17 protein-coding genes and 1 pseudogene are annotated in these 22918 nt (G+C 73.5%); 10 read left to right on the top strand and 8 right to left on the bottom strand.

Annotated elements, in window-relative coordinates; genetic code table 11:
• Positions 1-394: 394 nt before the first annotated feature.
• From ACFZAU_RS22210 to ACFZAU_RS22185, 6 genes are all read right to left on the bottom strand, one after another.
• Positions 395-1237, bottom strand: coding sequence for an EamA family transporter (locus ACFZAU_RS22210; RefSeq protein WP_500461908.1), 843 nt, complete (start codon positions 1235-1237; stop codon positions 395-397).
• Complete coding sequence (locus ACFZAU_RS22205; RefSeq protein ID WP_500461909.1) at positions 1234-1719, bottom strand: YbaK/EbsC family protein; 486 nt, start codon at positions 1717-1719, stop codon at positions 1234-1236. The genes ACFZAU_RS22210 and ACFZAU_RS22205 overlap by 4 nt, the downstream gene beginning before the upstream one ends.
• Before the next feature lie 54 nt (positions 1720-1773).
• Entirely contained in the window at positions 1774-3393 is a 1620-nt protein-coding gene (locus tag ACFZAU_RS22200) for a penicillin-binding transpeptidase domain-containing protein (protein WP_500553622.1), read from the bottom strand.
• A gap of 166 nt (positions 3394-3559) precedes the next feature.
• The gene (locus ACFZAU_RS22195; protein WP_500553621.1) at positions 3560-5980 is read right to left on the bottom strand and encodes a SpoIIE family protein phosphatase; all 2421 of its coding nucleotides are present in this window, start codon (positions 5978-5980) and stop codon (positions 3560-3562) included.
• A 67-nt stretch (positions 5981-6047) separates the two neighbouring features.
• A complete protein-coding gene (locus ACFZAU_RS22190; protein ID WP_500553620.1) occupies positions 6048-6242 on the bottom strand; it encodes a hypothetical protein in 195 nt (64 codons plus the stop codon).
• Positions 6243-6382: 140 nt separating this feature from the next.
• Positions 6383-8113: a dolichyl-phosphate-mannose--protein mannosyltransferase gene (locus ACFZAU_RS22185; protein ID WP_500553619.1), complete on the bottom strand. Its 1731-nt coding sequence runs from the start codon at positions 8111-8113 to the stop codon at positions 6383-6385.
• 101 nt (positions 8114-8214) lie between these two features.
• Between ACFZAU_RS22185 and rsmI the strand changes: the two genes are divergently transcribed.
• The 10 genes and pseudogenes from rsmI (at position 8215) to ACFZAU_RS22135 (ending at position 20950) form a co-directional block, all read left to right on the top strand.
• On the top strand, positions 8215-9099 hold the full coding sequence (gene rsmI / locus ACFZAU_RS22180; RefSeq protein ID WP_500553618.1) for a 16S rRNA (cytidine(1402)-2'-O)-methyltransferase: 885 nt from the start codon (positions 8215-8217) through the stop codon (positions 9097-9099).
• 191 nt (positions 9100-9290) lie between these two features.
• A complete protein-coding gene (locus ACFZAU_RS22175) occupies positions 9291-9689 on the top strand; it encodes a hypothetical protein (protein ID WP_500553617.1) in 399 nt (132 codons plus the stop codon).
• 41 nt (positions 9690-9730) lie between these two features.
• Entirely contained in the window at positions 9731-10630 is a 900-nt protein-coding gene (locus ACFZAU_RS22170) for a TatD family hydrolase (protein WP_500553616.1), read from the top strand.
• 225 nt (positions 10631-10855) lie between these two features.
• Positions 10856-12103 (top strand): resuscitation-promoting factor, encoded by a 1248-nt coding sequence (locus ACFZAU_RS22165; RefSeq protein ID WP_500553615.1) that lies wholly within the window; start codon positions 10856-10858, stop codon positions 12101-12103.
• 360 nt (positions 12104-12463) lie between these two features.
• A complete protein-coding gene (gene rsmA, locus ACFZAU_RS22160; RefSeq protein WP_500553614.1) occupies positions 12464-13357 on the top strand; it encodes a 16S rRNA (adenine(1518)-N(6)/adenine(1519)-N(6))-dimethyltransferase RsmA in 894 nt (297 codons plus the stop codon).
• A 102-nt stretch (positions 13358-13459) separates the two neighbouring features.
• Positions 13460-14368, top strand: coding sequence for a 4-(cytidine 5'-diphospho)-2-C-methyl-D-erythritol kinase (locus ACFZAU_RS22155; protein WP_500553613.1), 909 nt, complete (start codon positions 13460-13462; stop codon positions 14366-14368).
• Positions 14369-14450: 82 nt separating this feature from the next.
• A pseudogene (locus tag ACFZAU_RS22150) lies at positions 14451-15758 on the top strand (acyltransferase family protein).
• Between the two features lie 412 nt (positions 15759-16170).
• Positions 16171-17961, top strand: coding sequence for an ABC-F family ATP-binding cassette domain-containing protein (locus ACFZAU_RS22145; RefSeq protein ID WP_500553612.1), 1791 nt, complete (start codon positions 16171-16173; stop codon positions 17959-17961).
• Between the two features lie 379 nt (positions 17962-18340).
• The gene (locus ACFZAU_RS22140) at positions 18341-19912 is read left to right on the top strand and encodes an outer membrane protein assembly factor BamB family protein (protein WP_500553611.1); all 1572 of its coding nucleotides are present in this window, start codon (positions 18341-18343) and stop codon (positions 19910-19912) included.
• Positions 19913-20218: 306 nt separating this feature from the next.
• Positions 20219-20950: a helix-turn-helix transcriptional regulator gene (locus ACFZAU_RS22135; RefSeq protein WP_499600286.1), complete on the top strand. Its 732-nt coding sequence runs from the start codon at positions 20219-20221 to the stop codon at positions 20948-20950.
• Here ACFZAU_RS22135 and ACFZAU_RS22130 read toward each other — a convergent pair.
• Positions 20874-21206 (bottom strand): hypothetical protein, encoded by a 333-nt coding sequence (locus tag ACFZAU_RS22130; RefSeq protein WP_499600158.1) that lies wholly within the window; start codon positions 21204-21206, stop codon positions 20874-20876. The two genes, ACFZAU_RS22135 and ACFZAU_RS22130, sit on opposite strands and share 77 nt — an antisense overlap.
• Positions 21207-21217: 11 nt before the next feature.
• Positions 21218-22888: a sodium:solute symporter family protein gene (locus ACFZAU_RS22125; RefSeq protein WP_499600159.1), complete on the bottom strand. Its 1671-nt coding sequence runs from the start codon at positions 22886-22888 to the stop codon at positions 21218-21220.
• Positions 22889-22918: the final 30 nt, after the last annotated feature.

Here is a 22918-nt window from a genome sequence, read left to right as displayed (position 1 = left end):
CGGGGTGCTCCCCCTGGCCGAAGGCAAGGACAGACGAGCGGCGGACCCGGTGCCGAATGATGCGGGCTTGAACCGAGGGGCCGTGGGGGGCAGTGAGCGGTTCGGGACGCCCCGGATTGCCTCCTCACCCCCGACCGGCCGTTGTGCGCCCATACGACGGGAGGGGGTGTGTCGGGGTGCGCCCGGAAACGACGAGCGGCGCACGCGGCGCCGAATGACGTTGACGTAAACCGCGAGCGTTGAGGACGTGCGCCGGCGCGGCGCCGACCCCAGACGAACTTGCGCAGGCCCGCACCAATCGCGCCGGGCAATCGGGCGGGAGGGCGGGGAAAAAACCTCAACCCCAACCACACACAACCCGCACACGACAACCGGCCGCAACCACAAGACCCGGTCACACGTGAAGCATCAGGCCGATCCCCGCAACGACCAGCAACGCCGCCACGACCCGGGACCGCCCCAGCCGCTCCTTGAAGAACACCGCCCCGATGACCGCCCCCGCGATGATGGACGTCTCCCGGAGCGCCGCGATGGGGGCGAGGTCACCGCGTGTCTGGGCCCACAGGACGAGGCCGTAGGCGGACATGGACAGCGCCCCGCCGAGCAGGCCGCGGCCGGCGACCGGGCGCAGTTGCGCGGGGAGCGCCGCGCCGCGCACCGCGAGGGCGCAGGACACGAGCAGGACGCCCTGGACGAGCAGGAGCCAGGCGACGTACCCGAGGGCCGTGCCGGACGCGCGGACGCCGACTCCGTCGACCACGGTGTACGCCGCGATGGTCAGGCCGGTGCCCACGGCCGCGCCGACCGCCGGCCAGTCCCTGCGGCGGCCCCGCATGCCCCACAGGGCGGCCCCGCCGAGCCCGGCGGAGGCGACGAGGACGCCCGCGGTCTGCAGGGCGTCCGGCACCTCGCCCACGAAGACCGCCGCCAGCAGCGTCACGACCATCGGGGCGACGCCCCGCGCGATGGGGTAGACCTGCCCGAAGTCGCCCAGCGTGAAGGACTTCATCAGCAGGTACATGTAGGCCATGTGGATCCCCACCGACGCGGCCAGGTAGGGCCAGGCGCCGGCCGCGGGCAGTGGCGCGAACCCGGCGACGGCCGCGCCGCAGAGCGCTCCGCCGCCCCCGACGAGGGTGAACGCGACCAACTGGTCCTTGATGCCGTGGGCGATGGCGTTCCAGGCCGCGTGGGTGACGGCCGCGAGCAGGACGGCCGCTGCGATCAGCGGTGTCACGCGGTGCGTTCGCGGACGTCGGCGAGGGTCGCCCCGGCGTGCCCGACGAGTTCGGCGGGGGCCATGGGGAAGACGGTGTGCGGGGTGCCGGCGGCCGCCCACACGGTCGCGTGCTCCAGCAGTCCCCGGTCGGCGAGGACGGTGGTCCGCGTGCGGTGCCCGAAGGGGGGTACGCCGCCGATGGCGTACCCCGTCGTCTCGCGCACCAGGTCCGCGTCGGCCCGGCGTACCTGCGTCGCGCCGAGTTCGGCGCGGACCCGTTCCACGTCGACCCGGGAGGCTCCGTCCATCAGGACCAGGACCGGGACCCCGTCCGCCGTGAAGATCAGGGACTTGACGATCTGGCCGAGCTCGCAGCCGACGGCCGCGGCGGCCTGCGCCGCGGTGCGGGTCGCGTCGGGGAAGGCGCGCACGGGTACCCGGAGGCCCAGCGCGGTGAGCGCTTCCGCGAACCGGGGGTGGGCTGCAGCTGAAGTCGACATGTCCGGCACGCTAGTGCCCGGCGGGGCGCGGGGGCCAAGCCATTTGCGGGCGGGTCACGAGGCGGCCTTGAGCACCGAGGCCACGATCGGCCCGGCGGAGTCGCCGCCGTGCCCGCCCTCGAGCACCATCCCGCCGGCCGCGACGTCACCACGGAACGCGACGAACCACCCGTTGGGCTGTTCCTGGCCGCCGACCTCCGCGGAGCCGGTCTTGGCGCCGACGTCGCCGTAGACCCCGCGCATCGCGCCCGCGGCGGTGCCGCTCGACGCGGTCAGCCGCATCATCGACTTGAGGTTGCCGCGGACGCCGGACGGCAGGCCGCTGCGGGCCTTGGCGAGGGGGCCCTCGATCAGGCCGGCGGCCACCAGCCGGGGCTGGCGGAACACGCCGTTCTGCACGGTGGCGGCGATGGAGGCCATGTTGAGCGGGCTCATCTGTATCTGGCCCTGGCCGATCATCTCCTCCGTCATCTCGTCGCCCGGGCCGCCGGGAACGCGGCCGTCCCAGGCGGGGACGCCGACGTTCCAGGTCTCGCCGAAGCCGTAGTAGCGCTGCGCGACCGAGGGGACCGAGGACTCGTCGAGCCGTCCGGCGAGCTTGATGAAGCCGGTGTTGCAGGAGATCGCGAAGTCCCGCTGGAAGGTGGCCGACGGGTCGGAGGAACTCTCCACGTTGTGGAACATCTTGCCGTTGTCGTAGTTCGCGGTCGCCGGGCACGGCGCCGGGGTGCCCGGGGTCACGCCCTTCTCCAGCAGTGCGGTGGCGGTGACGACCTTGAAGGTGGATCCGGGCGCGACCTGCGCGTTGAAGGCGTTGTTGTTGTCGGTCGACGGGTTGTTGGCGAAAGCCAGGATCTCGCCGGTGCTCGCCTTGACCGCCGCGACCGACGACTGGCTCTTGTTCTTGACGGCCTGTTCGGCGGCCTTCTGGGCGCGAGCGTCCAAGGTGGTGGGGAGTTTCGCCGGTGTGCCCTCGGCGATCACGTGCAGTGTCTGGCCGGGGCCGTCGCCGCCGTTCACCCAGGTCTCGATGCCCGGCTTGCCGCCGGAGAGCTTGGCGCCGTAGCGCTCGCGGAGCTGCGGCAGCACCGAGGCCAGCGAGGGGTAGTCGTCGGCGTCCAGGACCTTGCCGTTGCGGTCGACGACGTCCACCGGCGGTGAGCTGGCCTCACCGGTCTCCAGCGACTGACCCTCCGTCAGCTTGGGGTGCAGCACCGCCGGTTGCCAGTCGACGAGGGGGCGGTGGGTGGTCTCGCCGCGGAAGACGGTGAGCTTCGACGAGTACGTCCACGTGGAGGTCTTGCCCTTGTAGGAGAGCGAGGCCACGACCTTGAACGGCACGACGTCCCCCTGGGCGGTGCCCGGTGTCAGCCGTAGGCGGGCGACGTGCGCGTCCTGCCGGTAGGCGGCCAGGTCCGCGGAGGCCGTCGTCGCGTCGTTGGTGAGCGCCCCCGCCGCTGTGGTGTCCCCCTTGGCCCACGCGGCCAGGAAGTCCGCGGCGGTCTTCTTCACCTCGGCCGCGGTGGGCGGCCCGGTCTCGACCGGCGCGGCCTCCGCGGAGAAGCCGCCGCCCCCGGCCAGCCCGTCGTAGATGTTGTACGCCCCGTACGCGGCGGTTCCCACCAGTCCCGCGGTCAGCGTGGCGACGATCCCCAGCTTCACTCCTCGGCGCATGGCACCGACCCTCCCCGTGGTCCCCCTGAACATGTTCAAAAACGTGGCAGTGCAAGCGCACTCTACGGGACGCGGGTGGAGCCGGGGTGCCCGACCGGGTCACAGCTTCAGCACGCGCTTCCCATGGCACGGGAAAGTCCGCCGGTCAAGGCCCCCTACCGGCGGGTCACCTTTCCGGTCCGGGCGGGAGCCGCTCCTCGTCCGTGAGGGCCAGTTCCGCCCAGACGATCTTGCCCTCCCCGGTCCTGCGCACACCCCACCGCGTGCACAGCTCCGCCACGATCACCAGGCCCCAGCCGCCCTCGTCGGTCGGTTCGGGACGGCGTGGCAGCGGCGGGCCGGGACCGGCGTCGAAGACCTCGCAGGACAGCTTCATGTGCCGGACCAGCCGCAGCCGCACGGGTCCCGCCCCGTGCCGTACGGCGTTGGCCAGCAACTCCCCGACGATCTGCTCGGCGGCCCCTCGCACCCGGTCCAGCCCCCACGCGGACAACTGCCGGGCCGCCTCGGACCGCACCGCTCCGACGGCGGCCCGATCGGCGGGCACCTCCACCCTGAACACCCGGTCGGCGCTGAAACTGCAGGTCCTGGCGAGCAGCAGCGCGACGTCGTCGTCCTGGCCGCTCGTGGGCAGCAGGCCGACCACCCCGTCGCACAGGTCCTCCAGCGAGGTCCCCGGCGGCCGGGTGAGCGCCGTCCGCAGGCGCTCCAGCCCCTCGTCGATGTCGCCGTCCCGGGTCTCGACGAGCCCGTCGGTGTACAGGGCGATCACGCTTCCCGCGGGCAGCTCCAGGTCGACCGACGGGAAGGACCGCAGGCCCACGCCCAGCGGCGCCCCGGAGGGCATCTCCGGGAAGGCCGCCGTGCCGTCCGGGGTGACGACCGCGGGCGGCGGATGCCCGGCCCGGGCGATGGTCAGCCGCTCCTCGATGGGGTCGTAGACCGCGTACACGCAGGTGGCGCCGAGGATGCCGGCGGCGGGGGAGCCCTCGTCGAAGTCCTCGAAGCCCAGCCGTACGACGAGGTCGTCCAGCGCGGCCAGCAGCCGGTCGGGCGGCAGCTCCAGGCTCGCGAGGGTGCTCACCGCCGTGCGGATGCGTCCCATGGCCGCGGCGGCGTTGAGGCCGTGGCCCACGACGTCCCCGACGACCAGGGCCACCCGGGCGCCGGACAGCCGGATCACGTCGAACCAGTCGCCGCCCACGCCGTCCTGGGTGTCCGCCGGCAGGTAGCGCCAGATCGTCTCCAGGGCGAACCCGGCACTGGGGTTGCGGGGGAGCAGGCTGCGCTGCAGCGTCAGCGCCATGGTGTGCTCGCGCGTGTAGCGGCGGGCGTTGTCCAGGCTCAGCGCGGCCCGGCTGACCAGCTCCTCCGCGAGCGTCCGGTCGTTCTCGTCGAACGGCGTGGGGTTCTCGCTGCGGACGAGCACGGCGACACCGAGGATCTCGTCCCGCGTGTGGATCGGCAGGATCAGCAGGCTGTGCATCCCGACGTCGAGGACCCGCTGCAGCCGCTGCGCGTCCTCCTCCAGCCACGTGCCGGGCTCGGTGTCCAGCTCCGTCTCCATGTACGTCCGGCCGGAGCGCAGCACCTCGATGAACGGCGAGTGCGGGGGGACGAAGACGGGGCTGCCGCGCGCGTAGAGCGACTCCCGGAAGTCGTCGTGGACGGAGGCGATCCCCGCCCGGTGGAAGACGGGGACGTTGCCGCCCTCCATCACACCGAGCCGGGTGAGCGGGGCGTCGCCGAGCCGCACCGACTCCGCGAGGTCGATCGTCGCGTAGTCGGCGAGCAGCGGCACCAGCAGGTCGGCGAGGTCCTGCGCGGTCTGCAGGACGTCCAGGTTGGTCCCGATGCTGCTCGCCGCGCGGCCGAGCACGGTCATGCGGTCCCTGGCCCGCCGGCTCTCCGTGACGTCCACGTTCACCGAGCAGACGCCGGGAAGGCCGTGGCGGACGTCCTCGATCCGGAAGACGGAGAGCGCGTACGCGCGCAGCCGCAACCGGTCCAGCTGGTCCAGCTCCCGGTCGATCACCGGGACGCCGCTCTCCAGGACCTCGCGCAGCAGCGACTCGACCTGCTCGGTGTTGGCGTAGAGCGGCGACTCGTCCAGGTGCCGTCCCAGGCGTTCCTCCCGGGAGAGGCCGAACTTCTCGGCCAGGGCGTCGTTCAGCCAGGCGGTGCGCAGGTCGCTGTCCCAGATCGCCATCGGGAAGGGGCTCAGCTCGCAGGCCGACTCCAGTACGGACGGGGGCACCCCGGCCGTCGTGACCAGCCAGTCCACCGTGCCCGCCGCCCCCGGCAGCCCGGTCACCCGCAGGTCCACGTCCAGCCGCCCGCCGTCACGGTGCCGCAGCGCGGCCGGCCCGGCCCACTCGCCGGTGAACCCCCGCGGGCCGCGGCCCGGTGTGTCCAGCAGCATCGTGGCGTCCCGGCCCAGCACGTCCTCCGCCGTGTACCCCAGCAGCCTGCGGGCGACCTCGGTCCAGCGGACCAGGGCCCCGCCGGCGTCGACCACGGCCAAAGCTGCGCCGGCGCTGTCGAGCGCCGACGCTTTACCGGGCACGCTGCGATCGGGGGCGGACATACGTGACATTCCCTCGGGGTTCACGCTAGGTCCGCGCCCTCCCCCCTGCAAACGGTCACCGGCCAGGTCAGCGGCCCCGCTGCCACCAGCGGCGCTTCGTCCGGGCCGGCGCCGGGGCGTCGCCGTCCAGCTCCCAGGTCCGCAGTGCGGCGCGAATGCGGTCGAACGTGGCGACCGGATGCCGCCCGCCTGCGCCGGGCAGCGCCAGGCCCACGCAGACCAGCCTGAAGCTGTCGCCCTCCACGGGAACGGCCGTGAACACCGGGGCACCGACGCATCCGTCGGGCAGCTTCCCGGTCCATCGGACGCCCTTCCCTCGACGGTCTAGCGCCACCCCTTGCGCTCGGTGCCTGCGCCGCCGGGGCCGCCCGCGGTGTGGCCCCGCCGCGCGGGGTTGCCGGGTCAGATCCAGGTGTCGAGCCACATGCGGTCGCGCCAGGCGTCCATGGGGATGGTCTGCCCGGTGTAGAGCGGGAAGAAGTAGATGAAGTTCCAGACGATCAGCAGCACCAGGGTGCCCGCGCCGACCGCGCCCCACATGCGGCGGCGTTCACTGGAACCGGGGGGACCGAGGATCGCGCCGAGCATCATCGCGACCGCGAGGCAGAGGAACGGCACGAAGACGACCGCGTAGAAGAGGAAGATCGTCCGCTCCTGGTAGTGGAACCACGGCAGGTAACCGGCGGCGATGCCGCAGGCGATCGCGCCGGCGCGCCAGTCGCGGCGGAAGATCCAGCGGTACAGGACGTACAGCAGGGCGAAGCATCCGGCCCACCACAGCAGCGGGGTGCCGATGGCGAGCACCTCGCGGGCGCAGCCGCCGACCGCGGTGCAGCCGTCCTTGCCGAACTTGGGGGACTCGTAGAAGTACGACACCGGGCGGCCCAGGACCAGCCAGCTCCACGGGTTGGACTGGTAGGTGTGCGGGGAGTGCAGGTTGACGTGGAAGTCGTAGACCTGCGACTCGTAGTGCCACAGGCTGCGCAGCGCCGCCCAGGCGTTCGAGAGGAAGCCGCCGTCGCCCTTGGCCCAGTCGCGGTCGTAGCCCTTGGCGGTGGTGAACCAGCCGAGCCAGGTCACCAGGTACGTCACGACGGCGACGCCGAGCATGGAGATCCCCGCCCACAGCCCGTCCAGCCAGAACGCCGTGAGCCGGGGGTAGCGGGCGCCGGCCACGCGGCGTGCGCCGGCGTCCCACAGCACGGTGAGTACGCCGAAGAACGCCAGGACGTACAGGCCGTTCCACTTGGTGCCGATGGCCAGGCCCAGGCAGATCGCGGCCGCGATCCGCCAGGGGCGCAGACCCAGCCACGTGAAGGAGGCGACGCGGTCGTCCGGGCGGCCCTCGGGGAGGGCGGCGGCGAGCCGGGCCCGCGCCCGGTCGCGGTCGATCAGCAGGCAGCCGAAGGCGGCCAGCACGAAGAACATGACGACGAGGTCGAGCAGGGCGACGCGGCTCATCACGAAGTGCAGGCCGTCGACCGCCATCAGGCCGCCCGCGAGGCAGCCCAGCGCCGTGGAGCGGAACAGCCGGCGGCCGATGCGGCAGAGCATCAGCACCGACAGCGTGCCGAGCACGGCCATCGCGAAGCGCCAGCCGAAGGGGTTCAGCCCGAAGATCCACTCCCCGGAGGCGATCACCCACTTGCCGACCGGCGGGTGCACCACGTAGGAGGGGGCGTCCGAGAGCGGGATGGAGGGCGGGTCGGCGAGGAGCAGTTCGTTGGCCTTGTCCGGCCAGCTCCCCTCGTAGCGGTACTGCAGGAGCGACCAGGCGTCCTTCGCGTAGTACGTCTCGTCGAATATCACCGCGCGCGGGCTGCCCAGGTTCCAGAAGCGCAGCAGTCCGGCGAAGAGCGCCACCAGCAGCGGGCCGCCCCAGCCCGTCCAGCGGGCCAGCCGTGACGCCGCCGCAGGGCCCACGCCGAGCGCGGCCCACACCCGTGTCCCCGGCTCGGGGAACGGCGCGACCAGGCGCTCGCGCACGTCGGCGCGTGGGCGGTCCGCGTAGCCGTAGCGGCGCAGCCGCCGCTGCCAGGGGCTCTGCTCCTCCGCGGCCTTCGGTGCGTCCTCGACCCGGTGGGCGTGCGTCGCGGTGTCACTCGTCACCGGGCCATCGTAGGGAAGCCGCATGTGTATGTGCTGAGGACCGGGCCAACCGGGGGTACGCCGCCGTGCCGCCGCGGGGATCGCGCGGGCCCGGGCGGGCCCGCGGCGGGTGGGAGACTGGGGCGGTGACTAGCTCCGCAGGACCGGCCGCAGGCGTACTCGTACTCGCAGGGACCCCCATCGGCGACGTCGCCGACGCACCGCCGCGGCTCTCCGCGGAGCTGGCCGGGGCCGACGTGATCGCCGCCGAGGACACCCGGCGGCTGCGCCGGCTCACCCAGTCCCTGGGCGTGACCACCACCGCCCGGGTCGTGTCGTACTTCGAGGGCAACGAGTCGGCCCGCACCCCGGAGCTGGTCACGGCGCTGGAGGACGGCGCCCGGGTGCTGCTCGTCACCGACGCCGGGATGCCCTCGGTGTCCGACCCCGGCTACCGGCTGGTCGCGGCGGCCGTCGAGCGGGACATCCGTGTGACGGCCGTCCCGGGCCCGTCCGCCGTGCTGACCGCGCTCGCCCTCAGCGGCCTGCCCGTGGACCGCTTCTGCTTCGAGGGCTTCCCGCCCCGCAAGGCCGGTGAGCGGCGGGCCCGGCTCGGCGAGGCCGCCGGGGAGCGCCGCACGCTGGTGTACTTCGAGGCCCCGCACCGCCTCGCCGAGACCCTCGCCGCGATGGCCGAGGCCTTCGGCGCCGGGCGCCGGGCCGCCGTCTGCCGCGAGCTGACCAAGACCTACGAGGAGGTCAGGCGCGGCACCCTGGAGGAGCTGGCGGCCTGGGCCGCCGAAGGGGTGCGCGGGGAGATCACGGTCGTGGTGGAGGGAGCCCCGGAGACCGGGCCGGAGGAGCTGGACGCCACCGAGCTGGTGCGCCGGGTCCAGGTCCGCGAGGAGGCGGGCGAGCGCCGCAAGGAGGCGATCGCGGCCGTGGCGGCCGCGGCGGGGCTGCCCAAGCGGGAGGTCTTCGACGCCGTGGTCTCCGCGAAGCACGCCGCGAACCGTCCCGCAACCGGCTAAACGCGGCACGGTGCAAAGTCCTATCGTAGGAGAGGGAAAAACCTGGGCCGCCCGATCGGCCCCGCGTCACACACACCCCAAAACTGGCTCAAGAATGGGCACCGCCGCTGTCGCCGACGCCCTGCCGGGCGTTCGCTGATAGAGGGAAGTCCCGCTCCGGACGCCTCGTCCGGAGGGCATCAGGAGCTGCCATGAGCGAGACCATCGGAACCGATGGCACGGTTCGTGAGGCGTACGCCTTCGTCTGCATCAGCTGCGGGCGCGGATGGGAGCAGGCGTACGAGATCGAGCACCACGTCGACGCACAGGGTCGCGAGACCGTCTGGTACATGGCGGACGGCATGCGCGTTCCGTCCCCGCTGACCCGCCCGACGTGCGTGGAGTGCGAGAGCCACAAGGTCCGCATCATGCGGGCCGGACAGGTCTCCGATGTCGCCGGGTCCTGGTCGGCCACCGCGACCGCCGGGCCCCTGCCCGCCGCCTCCGACATGCGCCGGGTACCGGCCTCGTCCGCGGTGGAGGGCGCCGAGCGCCGGGCGCGGCACTGGTCGCCCCGCAACCTGCTGCACCGCAGGAGGGACGACCACTAGGCCGGGCGGAGCCGCCGTGCCGCCCGCCTAGGATCGGGGGCATGCCCGAGCAGAGCCAGAGCCAGCGCCCCAAGAAGGACGCGTCCGCCGCCCCTCCCCTCCCCGAACCGCTCGCGGTTGCGGTGGCGGACTCCCACACCCACCTCGACATGCAGGAGGGCAGCGTCGAGGAGGCGCTGGCGAAGGCGGCGTCGGTCGGCGTGACGACCGTGGTCCAGGTCGGCTGCGACGTCGACGGCTCCCACTGGGCGGCACGCACCGCAGGCGCGTACGACGCCGTGTGGGCGGCCGTCGCCCTGCACCCCAACGAGGCCCCCAGGATCGTCCACGGGGACCCGGACGGATGGTCGCGCCAGGGGGCCCGCGAGGCGGGCGGCCTGCCCGCCCTGGACGCCGCCCTCGCGGAGATCGACGCCCTCGCCGCGCTGCCCCAGGTGCGCGGCGTCGGCGAGACCGGACTGGACTACTTCCGCACCGGGCCCGAGGGCGTCGAGGCCCAGCAGTACTCCTTCCGCCGCCACATCGACATCGCCAAGCGGCACGGCAAGGCCCTGGTCATCCACGACCGCGAGGCCCACGCCGACGTGCTGCGCATCCTCGACGAGGAGGGCGCGCCCGGCACCGTCGTCTTCCACTGCTACTCCGGCGACGCGGAGATGGCCAAGCTGTGCGCGGACAAGGGCTACTACATGTCCTTCGCCGGCAACGTCACCTACAAGTCCGCCCAGGACCTGCGCGACGCGGTCGCCGTCGCCCCCGCGGAACTGCTCCTGGTCGAGACCGACGCGCCCTTCCTCACCCCCGTCCCGCACCGGGGCCGGCCCAACGCCCCGTACCTGATCCCGGTCACGGTGCGGGCCATGGCCGCCGCCCGGGGCGCCGCGGAGGACGAGCTCGCCGCGGCGATCGGGGCCAACACCGCCCGCGCCTTCGGTTACTGACGCCGCGTCGCGCGGTCGGCGTAACGCCGGGTGTCCGATTCCGGACCCCCGCCGGGACCCCGCGGTGCCCACCGTGCCCGGGGCGGGGGCCCGCTGACCACGGCCGCGAGCGGCGCGGCGGGCACCCGTTGCGGCGACACGGCGTGACCGTTCGGCTTGGGGGAGTGATGAATCCTCCGCTATGGTCCCGGTTCGGCCCGAATCGGGCCGGGCCGGAGGTACGCCGTGAGCAACAGGAGCAAGGCGGGCACGACGCGGGCCGGAACACGGTCCTCCGCGGAGGGCCCCGACCGCGGGACACCGGGTACGGCCCCCGCCGCCGAGGACGCGGAACCGCGTCCGGGGCGCGCGGCCACCCGGCGCAGGCGCGCCGCACGGCGCCCCGACACGCTGAGCAGGCTGCTGCCCCGGGCCCTCGTCGTCGCCTGCCTGGCGGGCGGCAGCACCGCCTACCTGGCCGGCGGCAAGGCCGTGCAGCTCAGCGTGGACGGTCAGCCGCGCGTCCTGCACACCTTCGCCGGGAGCGTCGAGGAACTGCTGCAGCGCCAGGGCATCGAGGTCGGCGACCATGACATCGTCGCGCCCGGCCCCGACGCCGAACTGCGGGACGGCGACACCATCGCCGTCCGCTTCGGCCGACCGGTCGCGCTGACCCTCGACGGCAGGCCACGGCGGATCTGGACCACGGCCGGCACCGTCGACGGCGCCCTGCGGCAGCTGGGCGTCCGCGCGGACGGCGCGTACCTGTCCGCCTCCCGCGGCGAGGCCATCGGGCGGCACGGGCTGGAACTCGACGTCCGCACCGAACGGCAGGTGACCTTCCTCGTCGACGGGCACGAACGCCCGGTCCGCACCAACGCCGCCACCGTCGGCGAGGCGCTGCACGACGCGGGCATCGCGCTGCACGGCCTGGACGCCGCCTCCGTCGACCCCGATAGCTTCCCCCGCGAGGGCCAGACGATCGCCGTGAAGCGCATCCGCGGCCACGACGAGACGCACGAGGAGCCGGTGCCGTTCCGCGTCGAGCGGACGGAGGACCCCACGCTGTTCGAGGGCACCACCGCCGTCGACACCCGGGGCAGGAACGGGCTGCGCCGCGTCACGTACGCGCACCGCACGGTCGACGGGGTCCGGCAGAAGCCGCGCCGCGTGGCCGAGGAGGTGCTGCGCGAGCCCGTGCGGCAGGTCGTGCGCGTCGGCACCAAGCCGCTCCCCGACAGCGTCGAGGGCGCCGATCACCTCAACTGGAAGGCCCTCGGCCAGTGCGAGGCGGGCGGCCGGCCGAACGCGGTGGACGCCTCCGGCACCTACGGCGGCCTCTACCAGTTCGACAAGCGCACCTGGCGCAACCTGGGCGGCCACGGCCGCCCCCAGGACGCCTCGGCCAAGGAGCAGACGTACCGCGCCAAGCGCCTGTACATCCAGCGCGGCGCCGGCCCCTGGCCGGTGTGCGGCCGCAAGCTCTACTCCTAGCCCGCCTCGTCGTGGCCGGTCCGGGGCGCCCCCGATCGCGGGGGTGCCCCCGGGCACGGAGGTGCCCGGGCGCGTACGTCCCGCGGGGCCGCGGCCATGGGCCTGGGCGAGCAGGGGCCGACGGGTACGGCGCCGGGTCGTCCGGGTCGGTGACCGCCCGGCGGCCGGGGACGCGAGGATCCCGGTGACGGCGCACGGCGAGGCCACCGTGCCGGAGCGGGGACGGCACCGACACGCGTCGACCCGTCCCAAGGCTCGCGAGGCACCGCCCCGGCCTTCCCCGCGTCAGCCGGGGGAAGTCGCTCCGGGGGCGAGGGCCGGTACGGGGGAGGGCCCGCCGGGCACGGATACCCTTGAGCGGTGAGCACCACCGACCACTCCGGTCCCGCCGACGACGCCCTGCTCGGCCCCGCCGACATCCGTGAGCTGGCCGCCGCGCTGGGCGTCCGCCCCACCAAGCAGCGCGGCCAGAACTTCGTCATCGACGCGAACACGGTGCGCCGCATCGTGCGCACCGCGGACGTCCGGCCCGACGACGTGGTCGTCGAGGTCGGCCCGGGGCTCGGTTCGCTCACGCTGGCGCTGCTGGAGGTGGCCGAGCGCGTCACCGCCGTCGAGATCGACGACGTCCTCGCGGCCGCTCTCCCCTCGACCGTCGCCGCCCGCCTGCCCGGCCGGGCCGGCCGCTTCGCGCTCGTGCACAGCGACGCGCTGCGCGTCGAGGAGCTGCCCGGGCCGCCGCCCACTGCGCTGGTGGCCAACCTGCCGTACAACGTGGCCGTCCCGGTGCTGCTGCACATGCTCGCGACCTTCCCGAGCATCGAGCGCACCCTGGTGATGGTGCAGTCCGAGGTGGCCGACCGGCTGGCCGCCGGTCCCGGCTCCAAGGTGTACGGGGTGCCCTCGGTGAAGGCGGCCTGGTACGCGGAGGTGAAGCGGGCCGGGGCCATCGGCCGCAGCGTCTTCTGGCCCGCCCCGAACGTCGACTCCGGGCTGGTCTCGCTGGTCCGCCGCAAGGAGCCGCTGGTCACCACCGCCTCCCGCGAGCAGGTCTTCGCCGTCGTGGACGCCGCCTTCGCGCAGCGCCGCAAGACGCTGCGCGCCGCGCTGTCCGGCTGGGCGGGCTCGGCCGCCGCGGCCGAGGAGGCGCTGGTCGCCGCCGGGGTCTCGCCGCAGGCCCGCGGGGAGTCGCTGACCGTCGAGGAGTTCGCGGCGATCGCCGAGCACGGCGGGCCCCCCGTTCCCCGGCGGTAGCAGGGGGCACAATGGGGGCGCCGCCGTGCCCCCGGACCGCGACGTCCCGTTCCCGCACGCGCCGCGCACCGCACGACCCACGCACCGAGGAGAACCGCGCCAGTGACCCGCCGCCCCGCGTCCGCGACCGTCCGCGTCCCCGCCAAGGTCAACGTCCAGCTCGCGGTGGGCGGGCCCCGCCCCGACGGCTTCCACGACCTGGCGAACGTCTTCCTCGCCGTCGGCCTGTACGACGAGGTCACCGTCGCCCACGCCGAGGAGCTGCGGATCACCGTCGCGGGCCCGGACGCCGACCAGGTCCCGGTGGACGGGAGCAACCTCGCCGCCCGCGCCGCCGTCGCGCTCGCCGCACGGCACGGCCTGGAGCCGCGCGTCCACATCCACATCGACAAGGACATCCCCGTCGCGGGCGGCATGGCCGGCGGCAGCGCCGACGCCGCGGGCGCCCTCGTCGCCTGCGACGCGCTGTGGGGCACCGGCGCGAGCCGTGAGGAGCTGCTGGAGATCTGCGCGGAGCTCGGCAGCGACGTCCCCTTCAGCCTGGTCGGCGGCGCAGCACTCGGCCGTGGCCGGGGAGAGCTGCTGGAGCCGCTGGAGACCGGCGGCACCTTCCACTGGGTCTTCGCCGTCGCCGACGGCGGCCTGTCCACCCCCGAGGTCTACCGCGAGTGCGACCGGCTGCGAGGCGACGCCGCGGTGCCCGAGCCGGAGGCGTCCGCCGCCCTGCTGGACGCCCTGCGCGGCGGTGACGCCGTCGCCCTCGCCGCCTCCCTGGCGAACGACCTGCAGCCGGCCGCGCTGTCCCTGCGGCCCTCGCTGGCCGCCACCCTCGCCGCGGGCACCGAGGCCGGTGCCCTGGCCGCCCTCGTCTCCGGCTCCGGTCCCACCACCGCCTTCCTCACCAAGGACGCCGAGACCGCGCACGCCGTCGCCGGCGCCCTCGCCGCCTCCGGCACCTGCCGCGCCGTCCGGGTCACCACCGGCCCCGCGCAGGGCGCCACCCTGCTCTGAGTACCCGTACTCACCTGTCCCCGGGGCGAGTTGAGTAGGACGGGCCTGACGCCGCGGCGCCCCGGCGCGGGATCGTGCCGCCATGGGGATGACAGCCGGAGAGACGGCCGCGGCCACGCCCGCGGCTCGGGACCGCTACGTCGACTTCCTGCGGGTGGCGTCGCTGCCACGGTCGTGCTGGGGCACTGGCTGATGGCGTCGGTGACCACCGGGGCCGGCGGGGGAGTCGAGGTCGGCAACCTGCTGGCGGTGCGCCCGGCGCTGCAACCGCTGACCTGGGTGCTCCAGGTCATGCCGGTGTTCTTCTTCGTCGGCGGCTTCTCGCACGCGCTCTCGTACCGCTCCGTCGCGCGATCCGGCGGCGGCTACGCGGACTTCCTGCGGGCCCGGCTGCGCCGGCTGCTGCGGCCGACGATGCTGTTCGTCGCGGTGTGGGGCGCGGGCGCGCCGCTGCTCCCGGTGCCGGACGTGGCGGCGCGGCTGGTGGCGCAACCGCTGTGGTTCATCGGGATCTACCTCGGCATGGTCGCCTTCACCCCGCCGCTGCTGCGGCTGCACGAGCGGTACGGCTGCGGGGCCTTCGCCGCGCTCGCGGCCGGGGCGGTCGTGGTGGACGTACTGCGCTTCGCCGCCGCCGTGCCCTACGTCCCGTTCCTGAACTTCGCGTTCGTGTGGCTCGCGGTGCACTCAGCTCGGCTTCCTGCGCGCGGACGGCCGGCTGCGGCGCCCCGCGGCCATGGCCGCCTGCGGGCTGGCCGGGGCGGTCGCGCTGGTCGCCCTCGGGCCGTACCCGCTGTCCATGGTGGGCATGCCGGGCGAGCGGATCTCCAACATGGCGCCGCCCACGCTCGCCCTGCTCTGCCACGGCGTGTGGCTCGTCGGCGCCGTCGAACTGCTGCGCCGCCCCGCCGCGCGCCTGCTGCGGCGGCCCCGCGTGTGGCACGGCGTGGTCGCCGCGAACGGCATCGCGATGACGGCGTTCCTCTGGCACCTCACCGCCATGCTCGCCGTGTACGGCGCGCTGATCTCGCTCGGCGGCACGCTGCCCGCCCCGGCCACCGCCGCCTGGTGGGCCCAGGCGCCCCTGCGCGTGGCGGCCGCGACCGCCCTCACCGCCGCCCTGGTCGCCGTCTTCCGCCGCGCCGAACGCCCCGCGGCCCCCTCCGCCCCGGCCGCCCGGCGGGGCACGCCCCTGTCCGGCCCCGGCGCGGCGCTCGGCGTCGCCCTCGCGCTCCTCGGCGTCCTCGGCCTGTCCGCCGTCGGCTTCGGCGGCCTCCTCGACGGCCACTCGGCCACCCTGATCGCCTTCCGCGTCACGGCCCCGGCCGCCGTCCTCATGGCCGCCGCCGGCTGGGCCCTGGTCGAACGCGCGGGCCGTGCCAGGGTCTGAGCCCGACCTCAGCCCACGCGACGTACCCCGGCCAAGTCCCGGACGGCAGCCGCGCACTCCTTGGCGCCCACCGGATCGAGGAGGCGCAGGCGACGGAATTCGTCCATGGCCTGGTGCTGCCGGACGACGGCGTGGGTCACGAGGCCGCAGCCTGACGGTCCCCGTCCTCCAAGCGGGCCATGAACTCGTCATGTGTCATCGCGGCACCGTACGGTCGCCGATCACTCGAAGGAGACGCGCGCCGGGCGCCGGGCGCGGGCCGGCCCGGCGCAGTGTGCGGGGCCTGAGCGCGAGGGGACGCCGGAAGCGGGCGGGCCCACCCGCACGGGTGCGCGCCGGGGACGGCCGGGCACGGGGGACGGGAGGGCCGCACTACCCTGGGAGGTCGTTCGTTCGTAGTGACAGGAGTCCCATGGCCGTCAACCTGGTCAACGTCGAGTCCGTCAGCAAGGTGTACGGAACGCGCACCCTGCTGGACGGGATCTCGCTCGGCGTATCGGAGGGCGACCGCATCGGTGTCGTCGGCCGCAACGGCGACGGGAAGACCACCCTGATCCGGATGCTGGCGAAGCTGGAGGGGCCGGACACCGGCCGCGTGACGCACACATCGGGCCTGCGGCTGGGCGTGCTGACGCAGCACGACAGCCTGGACCCGCAGGCCACCGTCCGGCACGAGGTGGTCGGCGACCGGGCGGACCACGAGTGGGCCGGCGACGCCAAGGTCCGGGACGTGCTCACCGGGCTCTTCGGGGGGCTGGACCTGCCCGGCTTCCCGCAGGGGCTGGACACCGTGATCGCGCCGCTGTCCGGAGGCGAGCGCCGGCGGATCGCGCTGGCGAAGCTGCTCATCGCCGAGCAGGACCTGCTCGTGCTCGACGAGCCCACCAACCACCTCGACGTCGAGGGCATCTCCTGGCTGGCGGGCCATCTGCGGGCGCGCCGCTCGGCCCTGGTGTGCGTGACCCACGACCGCTGGTTCCTGGACCAGGTCTGCACCCGCATGTGGGACGTGCAGCGCGGTGACGTCCACGAGTACGAGGGCGGCTACAGCGACTACGTCTTCGCCCGTGCCGAGCGGGAGCGCATCGCCGCGACCGAGGAGGTCAAGCGACAGAACCTGATGCGCAAGGAACTGGCCTGGCTGCGCCGCGGCGCCCCCGCCCGCACCAGCAAGCCGCGCTTCCGCATCGAGGCCGCCAACGAGCTGATCGCCGACGTGCCGCCGCCGCGCGACAACGCCGAGCTGATGAAGTTCGCCACGACCCGGCTCGGCAGGACCGTCTTCGACCTGGAGGACGTGACCGTCCAGGCCGGGCCCAAGGTGCTGCTGAAGCACCTGACCTGGCAGCTGGGCCCGGGCGACCGGATCGGCCTGGTCGGCGTCAACGGCGCCGGCAAGACCTCCCTGCTGCGGGCGCTCGCGGACGCCGCCGTCAGCGAGGGCGAGAAGCAGCCCGTGGCGGGCAAGGTGGTGGTCGGCAGGACCGTGCGGCTGGCCTACCTGTCGCAGGAGGTCGCCGAACTCGACCCGGCGCTGCGGGTGCTGCAGGCGGTGGAGTCGGTGCGCGGCCGCGTCGACCTCGGCAAGGGCCGGGAGATGACGGCCGGTCAGCTCTGCGAGAAGTTCGGCTTCACCAACGAGAAGCAGTGGACCCCGGTCGGCGACCTCTCCGGCGGTGAGCGCCGCAGGCTCCAGCTGCTGCGGCTGCTGATGGACGAGCCCAACGTGCTCTTCCTCGACGAGCCCACCAACGACCTGGACATCGAGACCTTGACCCAGCTGGAGGACCTGCTCGACGGCTGGCCCGGCTCGATGGTGGTCATCTCCCACGACCGGTACTTCCTGGAGCGCACCACCGACCGGGTCCTCGCCCTGCTCGGCGACGCGACGCTGCGCATGCTGCCGCGCGGCATCGACGAGTACCTGGAGCGCCGCCGTGCGGCCGTCGAGGCGGCCGCCCCCGCGCCCGCCCCGGCCAAGCCCAAGGGCGGCGGCGACAGCCGCGCGGCCAAGAAGGAACTGCAGCGCGTCGAGCGGCAGCTGGACAAGATCGCCGACAGGGAGTCGAAGCTGCACAACGCCATCGCCGACAACGCCACCGACTTCGAGAAGGTGGCCGAACTCGACCTGGAGCTGCGGTCGCTGGCCGCCGAGCGCGAGGAACTGGAGATGCGCTGGCTGGAGCTGGCGGACGAGGTCTGACGTCCTCCCCGGCCCGGAGGCCGGGGATCCCCGCCTGCTCCCGCACGGGCCGACACCGCCGGTCCGGCGGCCCTGGCAGCGTCCCGCCGCGTCGATGTCCCGGTCCAGGACGGCCCCGTACGCCCCGCAGGTCCACATGCGGACGTGCCGGGGCCCGGGGCCGTCGGCTCGAAGCGGCCGATCCGGATGAAGCCGGCGTCCCGGCCGCTTCGATCCGGGCTGAGGCGAACAGTTCGGCGGCCTGAGCCCGGTGCGTTGCGAACAGGTCGAGTAGCAGTGCCGTAACGGTCCTCGGGCGCGGGGCGGAACGGTGTGTGACCGGTGGTACAAAGAGGGTCACCGTCCGCCCCGAACGCCTGTGCCCGAAAGGTGCCCGCTGATGTCGCAGCCGCCGCCTCCCCCCGGCAACCAGCCCGGATTCGGGCCGCAGCCGCCTCAGTACGGTTACCCGCCGCAGCAGCCGAACCCGTACGCCCAGCCGCCGGCGCAGCCGCAGGACCGGCAGCCGCCGCCTCCGCCGCCGGGTCCGTACGGGCCCAACCCGTACGCCCAGGCGCCGACCCAGCCGCTGCCCGGGTACGGCTACCAGCCGTACCCGCAGTACCCGCAGCCGCCGAAGCGCGGCAACGGCAAGGTGGTCGGGATCGTGGCCGCGGCGATCGCGGCGGTCCTGGTCGTCGGCGCGGGTGTCTTCCTGGCGACCACGGGCGGGGACGACGACGGGCCCGCGGACACCCCGGCGAAGGGCGGCAGCAGCCGGCCGGCCGGTGACGGGCCGCTCAAGGCGCGGGCGTTGTGGGACAAGCGGGCGGTGCGGCCGCCCAAGTCCGAGATCACCGCCCCGGTGGCGGAGGCGTGGTTCACCGGCAACGCGGTCGTCAAGACGATGCCGGACGCGCTGCGTTCCTTCGACATCGACAGCGGCAAGGAGAACTGGTCGATCCCCCTGTCCGGCGACTCCTGCCCGGGTCCGGAGTCGCCGGCGAACGACCGCCTGGTGCTGCAGTACGGCACGGACTGCGACAGCGTGATCGCCGTCGACATCGCCAAGGGCCGGAAGCTGTGGGCGAAGAAGCTGCCCAGCCCGAACGGCCGGACCTCGCACAGCTACTCGGAGATCGCGCTCACGGGCGACACCGCGGCCGTCTCCTGGATCGGCGGTTCGGTCGCGTACCGGATCAGCACCGGTGCGGTGCTGTGGACGCCCAAGGCCGGTTCCGAGTGCACCGACAAGGGGTACCACGGCGGCACGGCGCTGATCGCGGTCGTCGAGTGCGGCGGCTTCGGCGGTGACGAGTACGTGCAGGGCCTCGGCGAGGGCGGCGCCAAGAAGTGGTCCTGGCAGGTGCCGAACGGCAGCGAGGTCTACAGCGTCATCTCCTCGGACCCGGTGGTCGTCGGGCTGTCGGCGGGCAGCCTGTCGCTGACCGACATCGTGTACCTGGACGGCGGCAAGATGAAGAGCCGCATCTCGCTGGGCGCGGGCGGCGCCGATGCGACGTACCGGATCCGGTGCGAGGACAACCGGTGCACCAACGTCGCCGTCGACGGCACGACCATCTACCTCCCCACCAAGACCCATTCGGGCAGCGGCGCCTCCTACTCGCAGACCAACGAGATCGCCGCGCTCGACCTCGTCACCGGCAAGCCGAAGTGGCTGGCCAAGCCCGACGAGGAGCGCGAGCTCAAGATCGTCGGCATGAGCGGCGGCAAGGTCGTGGCCTACCAGAAGAACACCTACGACAAGCCGGGCCGCCTGGTGCGGCTCGACCCGGCGACCCGTGCGTTCAGCCTGTTCATGGAACTGCCGGAGAACGGCAAGGACATGGAGAACGACTTCCTCGACAGCGACTCGGGCCGGTGGCTGTACAAGGACCACTTCTTCCTGACCTCCGACCACATCTCCGCCTCGGCCAACCTGACGGACCGCTCCATCGCCGCCTTCGGCTGACCGGGAACCCGCCGCCGGCGTGCCGCCGCCCGTCCCCGACGCGCGCCGACGCGCGCCGCCAACTCAAACACGCACAGCCGGTCGCAAGTCGGCCATGTTTGGAGATAATGCGGATTTAGGGAGGCTTCTGCCGAGTAGGGGGCGCAAAGCGTCGAACAAGCGTGTACCTTCCCGGGCATGGCCCGGGCCCGCCGCGGGGGCACAGGCGGTATGCCGGACGGGCTTCGCCACGGCATGTGAAAGGGGACCGGCTTGGACTCGGTGGGCAGGTCCGCACCAGTCCATGGGGGGATGAGGGGGACGCCCATGGGCGTACGGCTCGTCGTCGTCGACGACCATCGTCTGCTGGCCGAGGCGCTCGCCTCGGCGCTGAAGCTGCGCGGGCACCGGGTGCTCGCGGCGGCCGCGCCCGCGTCGGGCGCGGCGGATCTCGTGCTGAGCCGCTCGCCCGAGGTGTGCCTGATCGGGACGGCCGCGCCGGCCGAGCCGGGTGCCTTCGACGCGGTCGTCCGCATCAAGCGGGAGCGGCCGGGCGTCGCGGTGCTGGTCCTCGGGCCGGTGCCCAACCCGCGGGGCATAGCCGCCGCGTTCGCCGCCGGGGCCTCCGGCTACGTACGGCACGACGAGCGGATCGAGGGCGTCGAGCGGGCGATGGCCAAGGCGCGCGCCGGCGAGGTGGCCGTGGCGCCCGCGCTGCTGCAGGGTGCCTTCGCCGACCTGCTCAACCCGGTGGCCGAGCCGGACGACGAGGGCACCCGGCTGCTGCAGATGCTCACCCCGCGCGAGGTCGAGGTGCTGCTGCGGGTCGCGGAGGGCGAGGACACCCGGCTGATCGCGGCCGGCATGCGGATCGCGCCGAGCACCGCCCGTACGCACGTGCAGCGGGTGCTGATGAAGCTGGGGGTGGGCTCCCGGCTGGAGGCCGCCGCGCTGGCGGCCCGCACGGGTCTGCTGGACCGGGTCAGCCACCACCTCCCGGGCGGTGCGATCCCTGCTCAGGCGTCTCCTCAGGAGCGGGCGGGGGAGGAGGGGGGCTGAGCTTCATCCACAGGAGGAAGAGCAGCCCCAGCACCAGCATGCCGATCCCGGTCCAGAGGTTGATGTTGATGCCCTGGGCCTTGGCGATGTCCGCGTCGGAGGCCGTGATCCCGGCCACGGTCACGATCACCCCGTAGACCACGAAGAGGCCGCCGATGACACGGCGCACGTCGAACAGGCGTGCCGCCGAGGCCGACTTGTGCTCCAGGTCCTGGATGCGGTGCTGGAAGTCCGACTCGTTGCCGTACTCGCTCACGACGGGTCACCTCACAGGGAGAAGGGGATGTAGCACAGCACGGCGAGGAGGACGGCGCCCCAGCCGAGCAGTGCGGGCCTGCGGTACCAGGCGTCGTCGCCCCTGGCGGGCGGTTCGGCCATGCCGGGTGCGGTGGTCCCGTAGACCAGTCCGGCCAGCGACTCGACGGGCTTGGGCCGGGTGAACCAGGAGACGAGGACCATCACCACCGCGCCGACGACGAAGGCGGCGATGGCGGAGACGAAGTTGGCGCCCTGGTCGCTGGGGATGGAGATCAGGCCGCCCTTGTAGAACCAGAAGTAGTTGACCATCGCGGCGACCGTGCCGCTCAGCAGTCCCCAGAAGCCGGCCGCGGCGGTGGAGCGCTTCCAGAACATGCCGAGGATGAAGACGCAGAACAGCGGCACGTTGAAGAACGAGAACAGCGTCTGCAGGTAGTTCATGATGTTGCTGAAGGACGAGGCGATGAAGGCCGTGCCCATGCCGATGAGCACGCCGATCGCGGTCACCACGCGGCCGGCGGTGACGTAGTACCGGTCGGGGCGGCCGGGCCGTACGTAGGCGCTCCAGATGTCGTACGTGAAGACGGTGTTGAAGGACGAGACGTTGGCCGCCATGCCGGCCATGAAGGCGGCGAGCAGGCCGGTGATCGCGATGCCGAGGACGCCGTTGGGCAGCAGGTCGCGCATGAGCACCGGGATCGCGTCGTTGTACTGGAGCCCGCTGCCCGGCTTGCCGATGCCGGGCTCCATGACGAGCGCGATCAGCCCCGGCAGGACCACGATCAGCGGGATGAAGAGCTTGGGGTACGCGGCGATGAGCGGGGTGCGCTGGGCGGCCGAGAGGTTCTTCGCGGACAGGGCGCGCTGCACCTCGGCGAAGTTGGTCGTCCAGTAGCCGAAGCTGAGGACGAAGCCGAGACCGAGCACGATGGTCAGCCAGTTGGCGCCCAGCGGGTTGGGCGAACCGATGCCCGTGCCGTCCCAGGCGGAGAGGAAGGCCGTGCCGTGGGAGTCGGTGAGCGAGTCCGTCAGCCCGGACCAGCCGCCGACCCGCTTGAGGCCGACGACGGTGAGCGGGATCAGCGCCGCGAGGATCACGAAGAACTGCAGCACCTCGTTGTAGATGGCCGAGGAGAGGCCGCCGAGGGTGATGTAGAAGAGCACGAAGAAGCCCGAGACGACGATCGCCACCCACTGCGGCCAGCCGATCAGCGCCTCCAGCACGATCGCCATGGCGTAGAGGTTGACGCCCGCGATGAGCAGCGCGGAGACCGCGAAGATGATCGAGCTGAGCAGGTGCGAGGCCGGTCCGAAGCGGTGCAGCAGGAACTCGGGCACGGAGCGGACCTTGGAGCCGTAGTAGAACGGCATCATCACCAGGCCGAGGAAGACCATGGCCGGGATGGCGCCGATCCAGTACCAGTGCACCGTGTAGGCGCCGTACTGTGCGCCGTTGGCGGCCATGCCCAGGATCTCGGTGGCACCCAGGTTGGCGGCGATGAACGCGAGACCGGTGACCCAGGCGGGCAGCGAGCGGCCGGACAGGAAGAAGTCGAGGCTGGTCCGGACGGCGCGGCGGGCGGCGAAGCCGATGCCGAGGACGACCACGAAGTAGATCGCGAGGATCGAGTAGTCGAGCGCGTTGGTCGGGAGCCGTAGCCCTTCTGCCAGGTTTTGCATGGTTCGATCACTCCCCGCAACGGGGTCTCC

Source organism: Streptomyces sp. NPDC008238 (assembly GCF_042956445.1).
GTDB lineage: Bacteria > Actinomycetota > Actinomycetes > Streptomycetales > Streptomycetaceae > Actinacidiphila.
The sequence above is the reverse complement of the archived record's forward strand: the minus strand, read 5'-3'. Positions and strand labels throughout refer to the sequence as shown.

What these genes read in the sequence shown, in the direction of transcription:
- ACFZAU_RS22175 (WP_500553617.1), top strand. Translation starts at nt 9,291, where the DNA reads ATGAGCGAGACCATCGGAACCGATGGCACGGTTCGTGAGGCGTACGCC.
- ACFZAU_RS22195 (WP_500553621.1), bottom strand. Translation starts at nt 5,980, where the DNA reads ATGTCCGCCCCCGATCGCAGCGTGCCCGGTAAAGCGTCGGCGCTCGAC.
- ACFZAU_RS22145 (WP_500553612.1), top strand. Translation starts at nt 16,171, where the DNA reads ATGGCCGTCAACCTGGTCAACGTCGAGTCCGTCAGCAAGGTGTACGGA.
- ACFZAU_RS22135 (WP_499600286.1), top strand. Translation starts at nt 20,219, where the DNA reads ATGGGCGTACGGCTCGTCGTCGTCGACGACCATCGTCTGCTGGCCGAG.
- ACFZAU_RS22185 (WP_500553619.1), bottom strand. Translation starts at nt 8,113, where the DNA reads ATGCGGCTTCCCTACGATGGCCCGGTGACGAGTGACACCGCGACGCAC.
- ACFZAU_RS22170 (WP_500553616.1), top strand. Translation starts at nt 9,731, where the DNA reads ATGCCCGAGCAGAGCCAGAGCCAGCGCCCCAAGAAGGACGCGTCCGCC.
- ACFZAU_RS22140 (WP_500553611.1), top strand. Translation starts at nt 18,341, where the DNA reads ATGTCGCAGCCGCCGCCTCCCCCCGGCAACCAGCCCGGATTCGGGCCG.
- ACFZAU_RS22205 (WP_500461909.1), bottom strand. Translation starts at nt 1,719, where the DNA reads ATGTCGACTTCAGCTGCAGCCCACCCCCGGTTCGCGGAAGCGCTCACC.
- ACFZAU_RS22200 (WP_500553622.1), bottom strand. Translation starts at nt 3,393, where the DNA reads ATGCGCCGAGGAGTGAAGCTGGGGATCGTCGCCACGCTGACCGCGGGA.
- ACFZAU_RS22125 (WP_499600159.1), bottom strand. Translation starts at nt 22,888, where the DNA reads ATGCAAAACCTGGCAGAAGGGCTACGGCTCCCGACCAACGCGCTCGAC.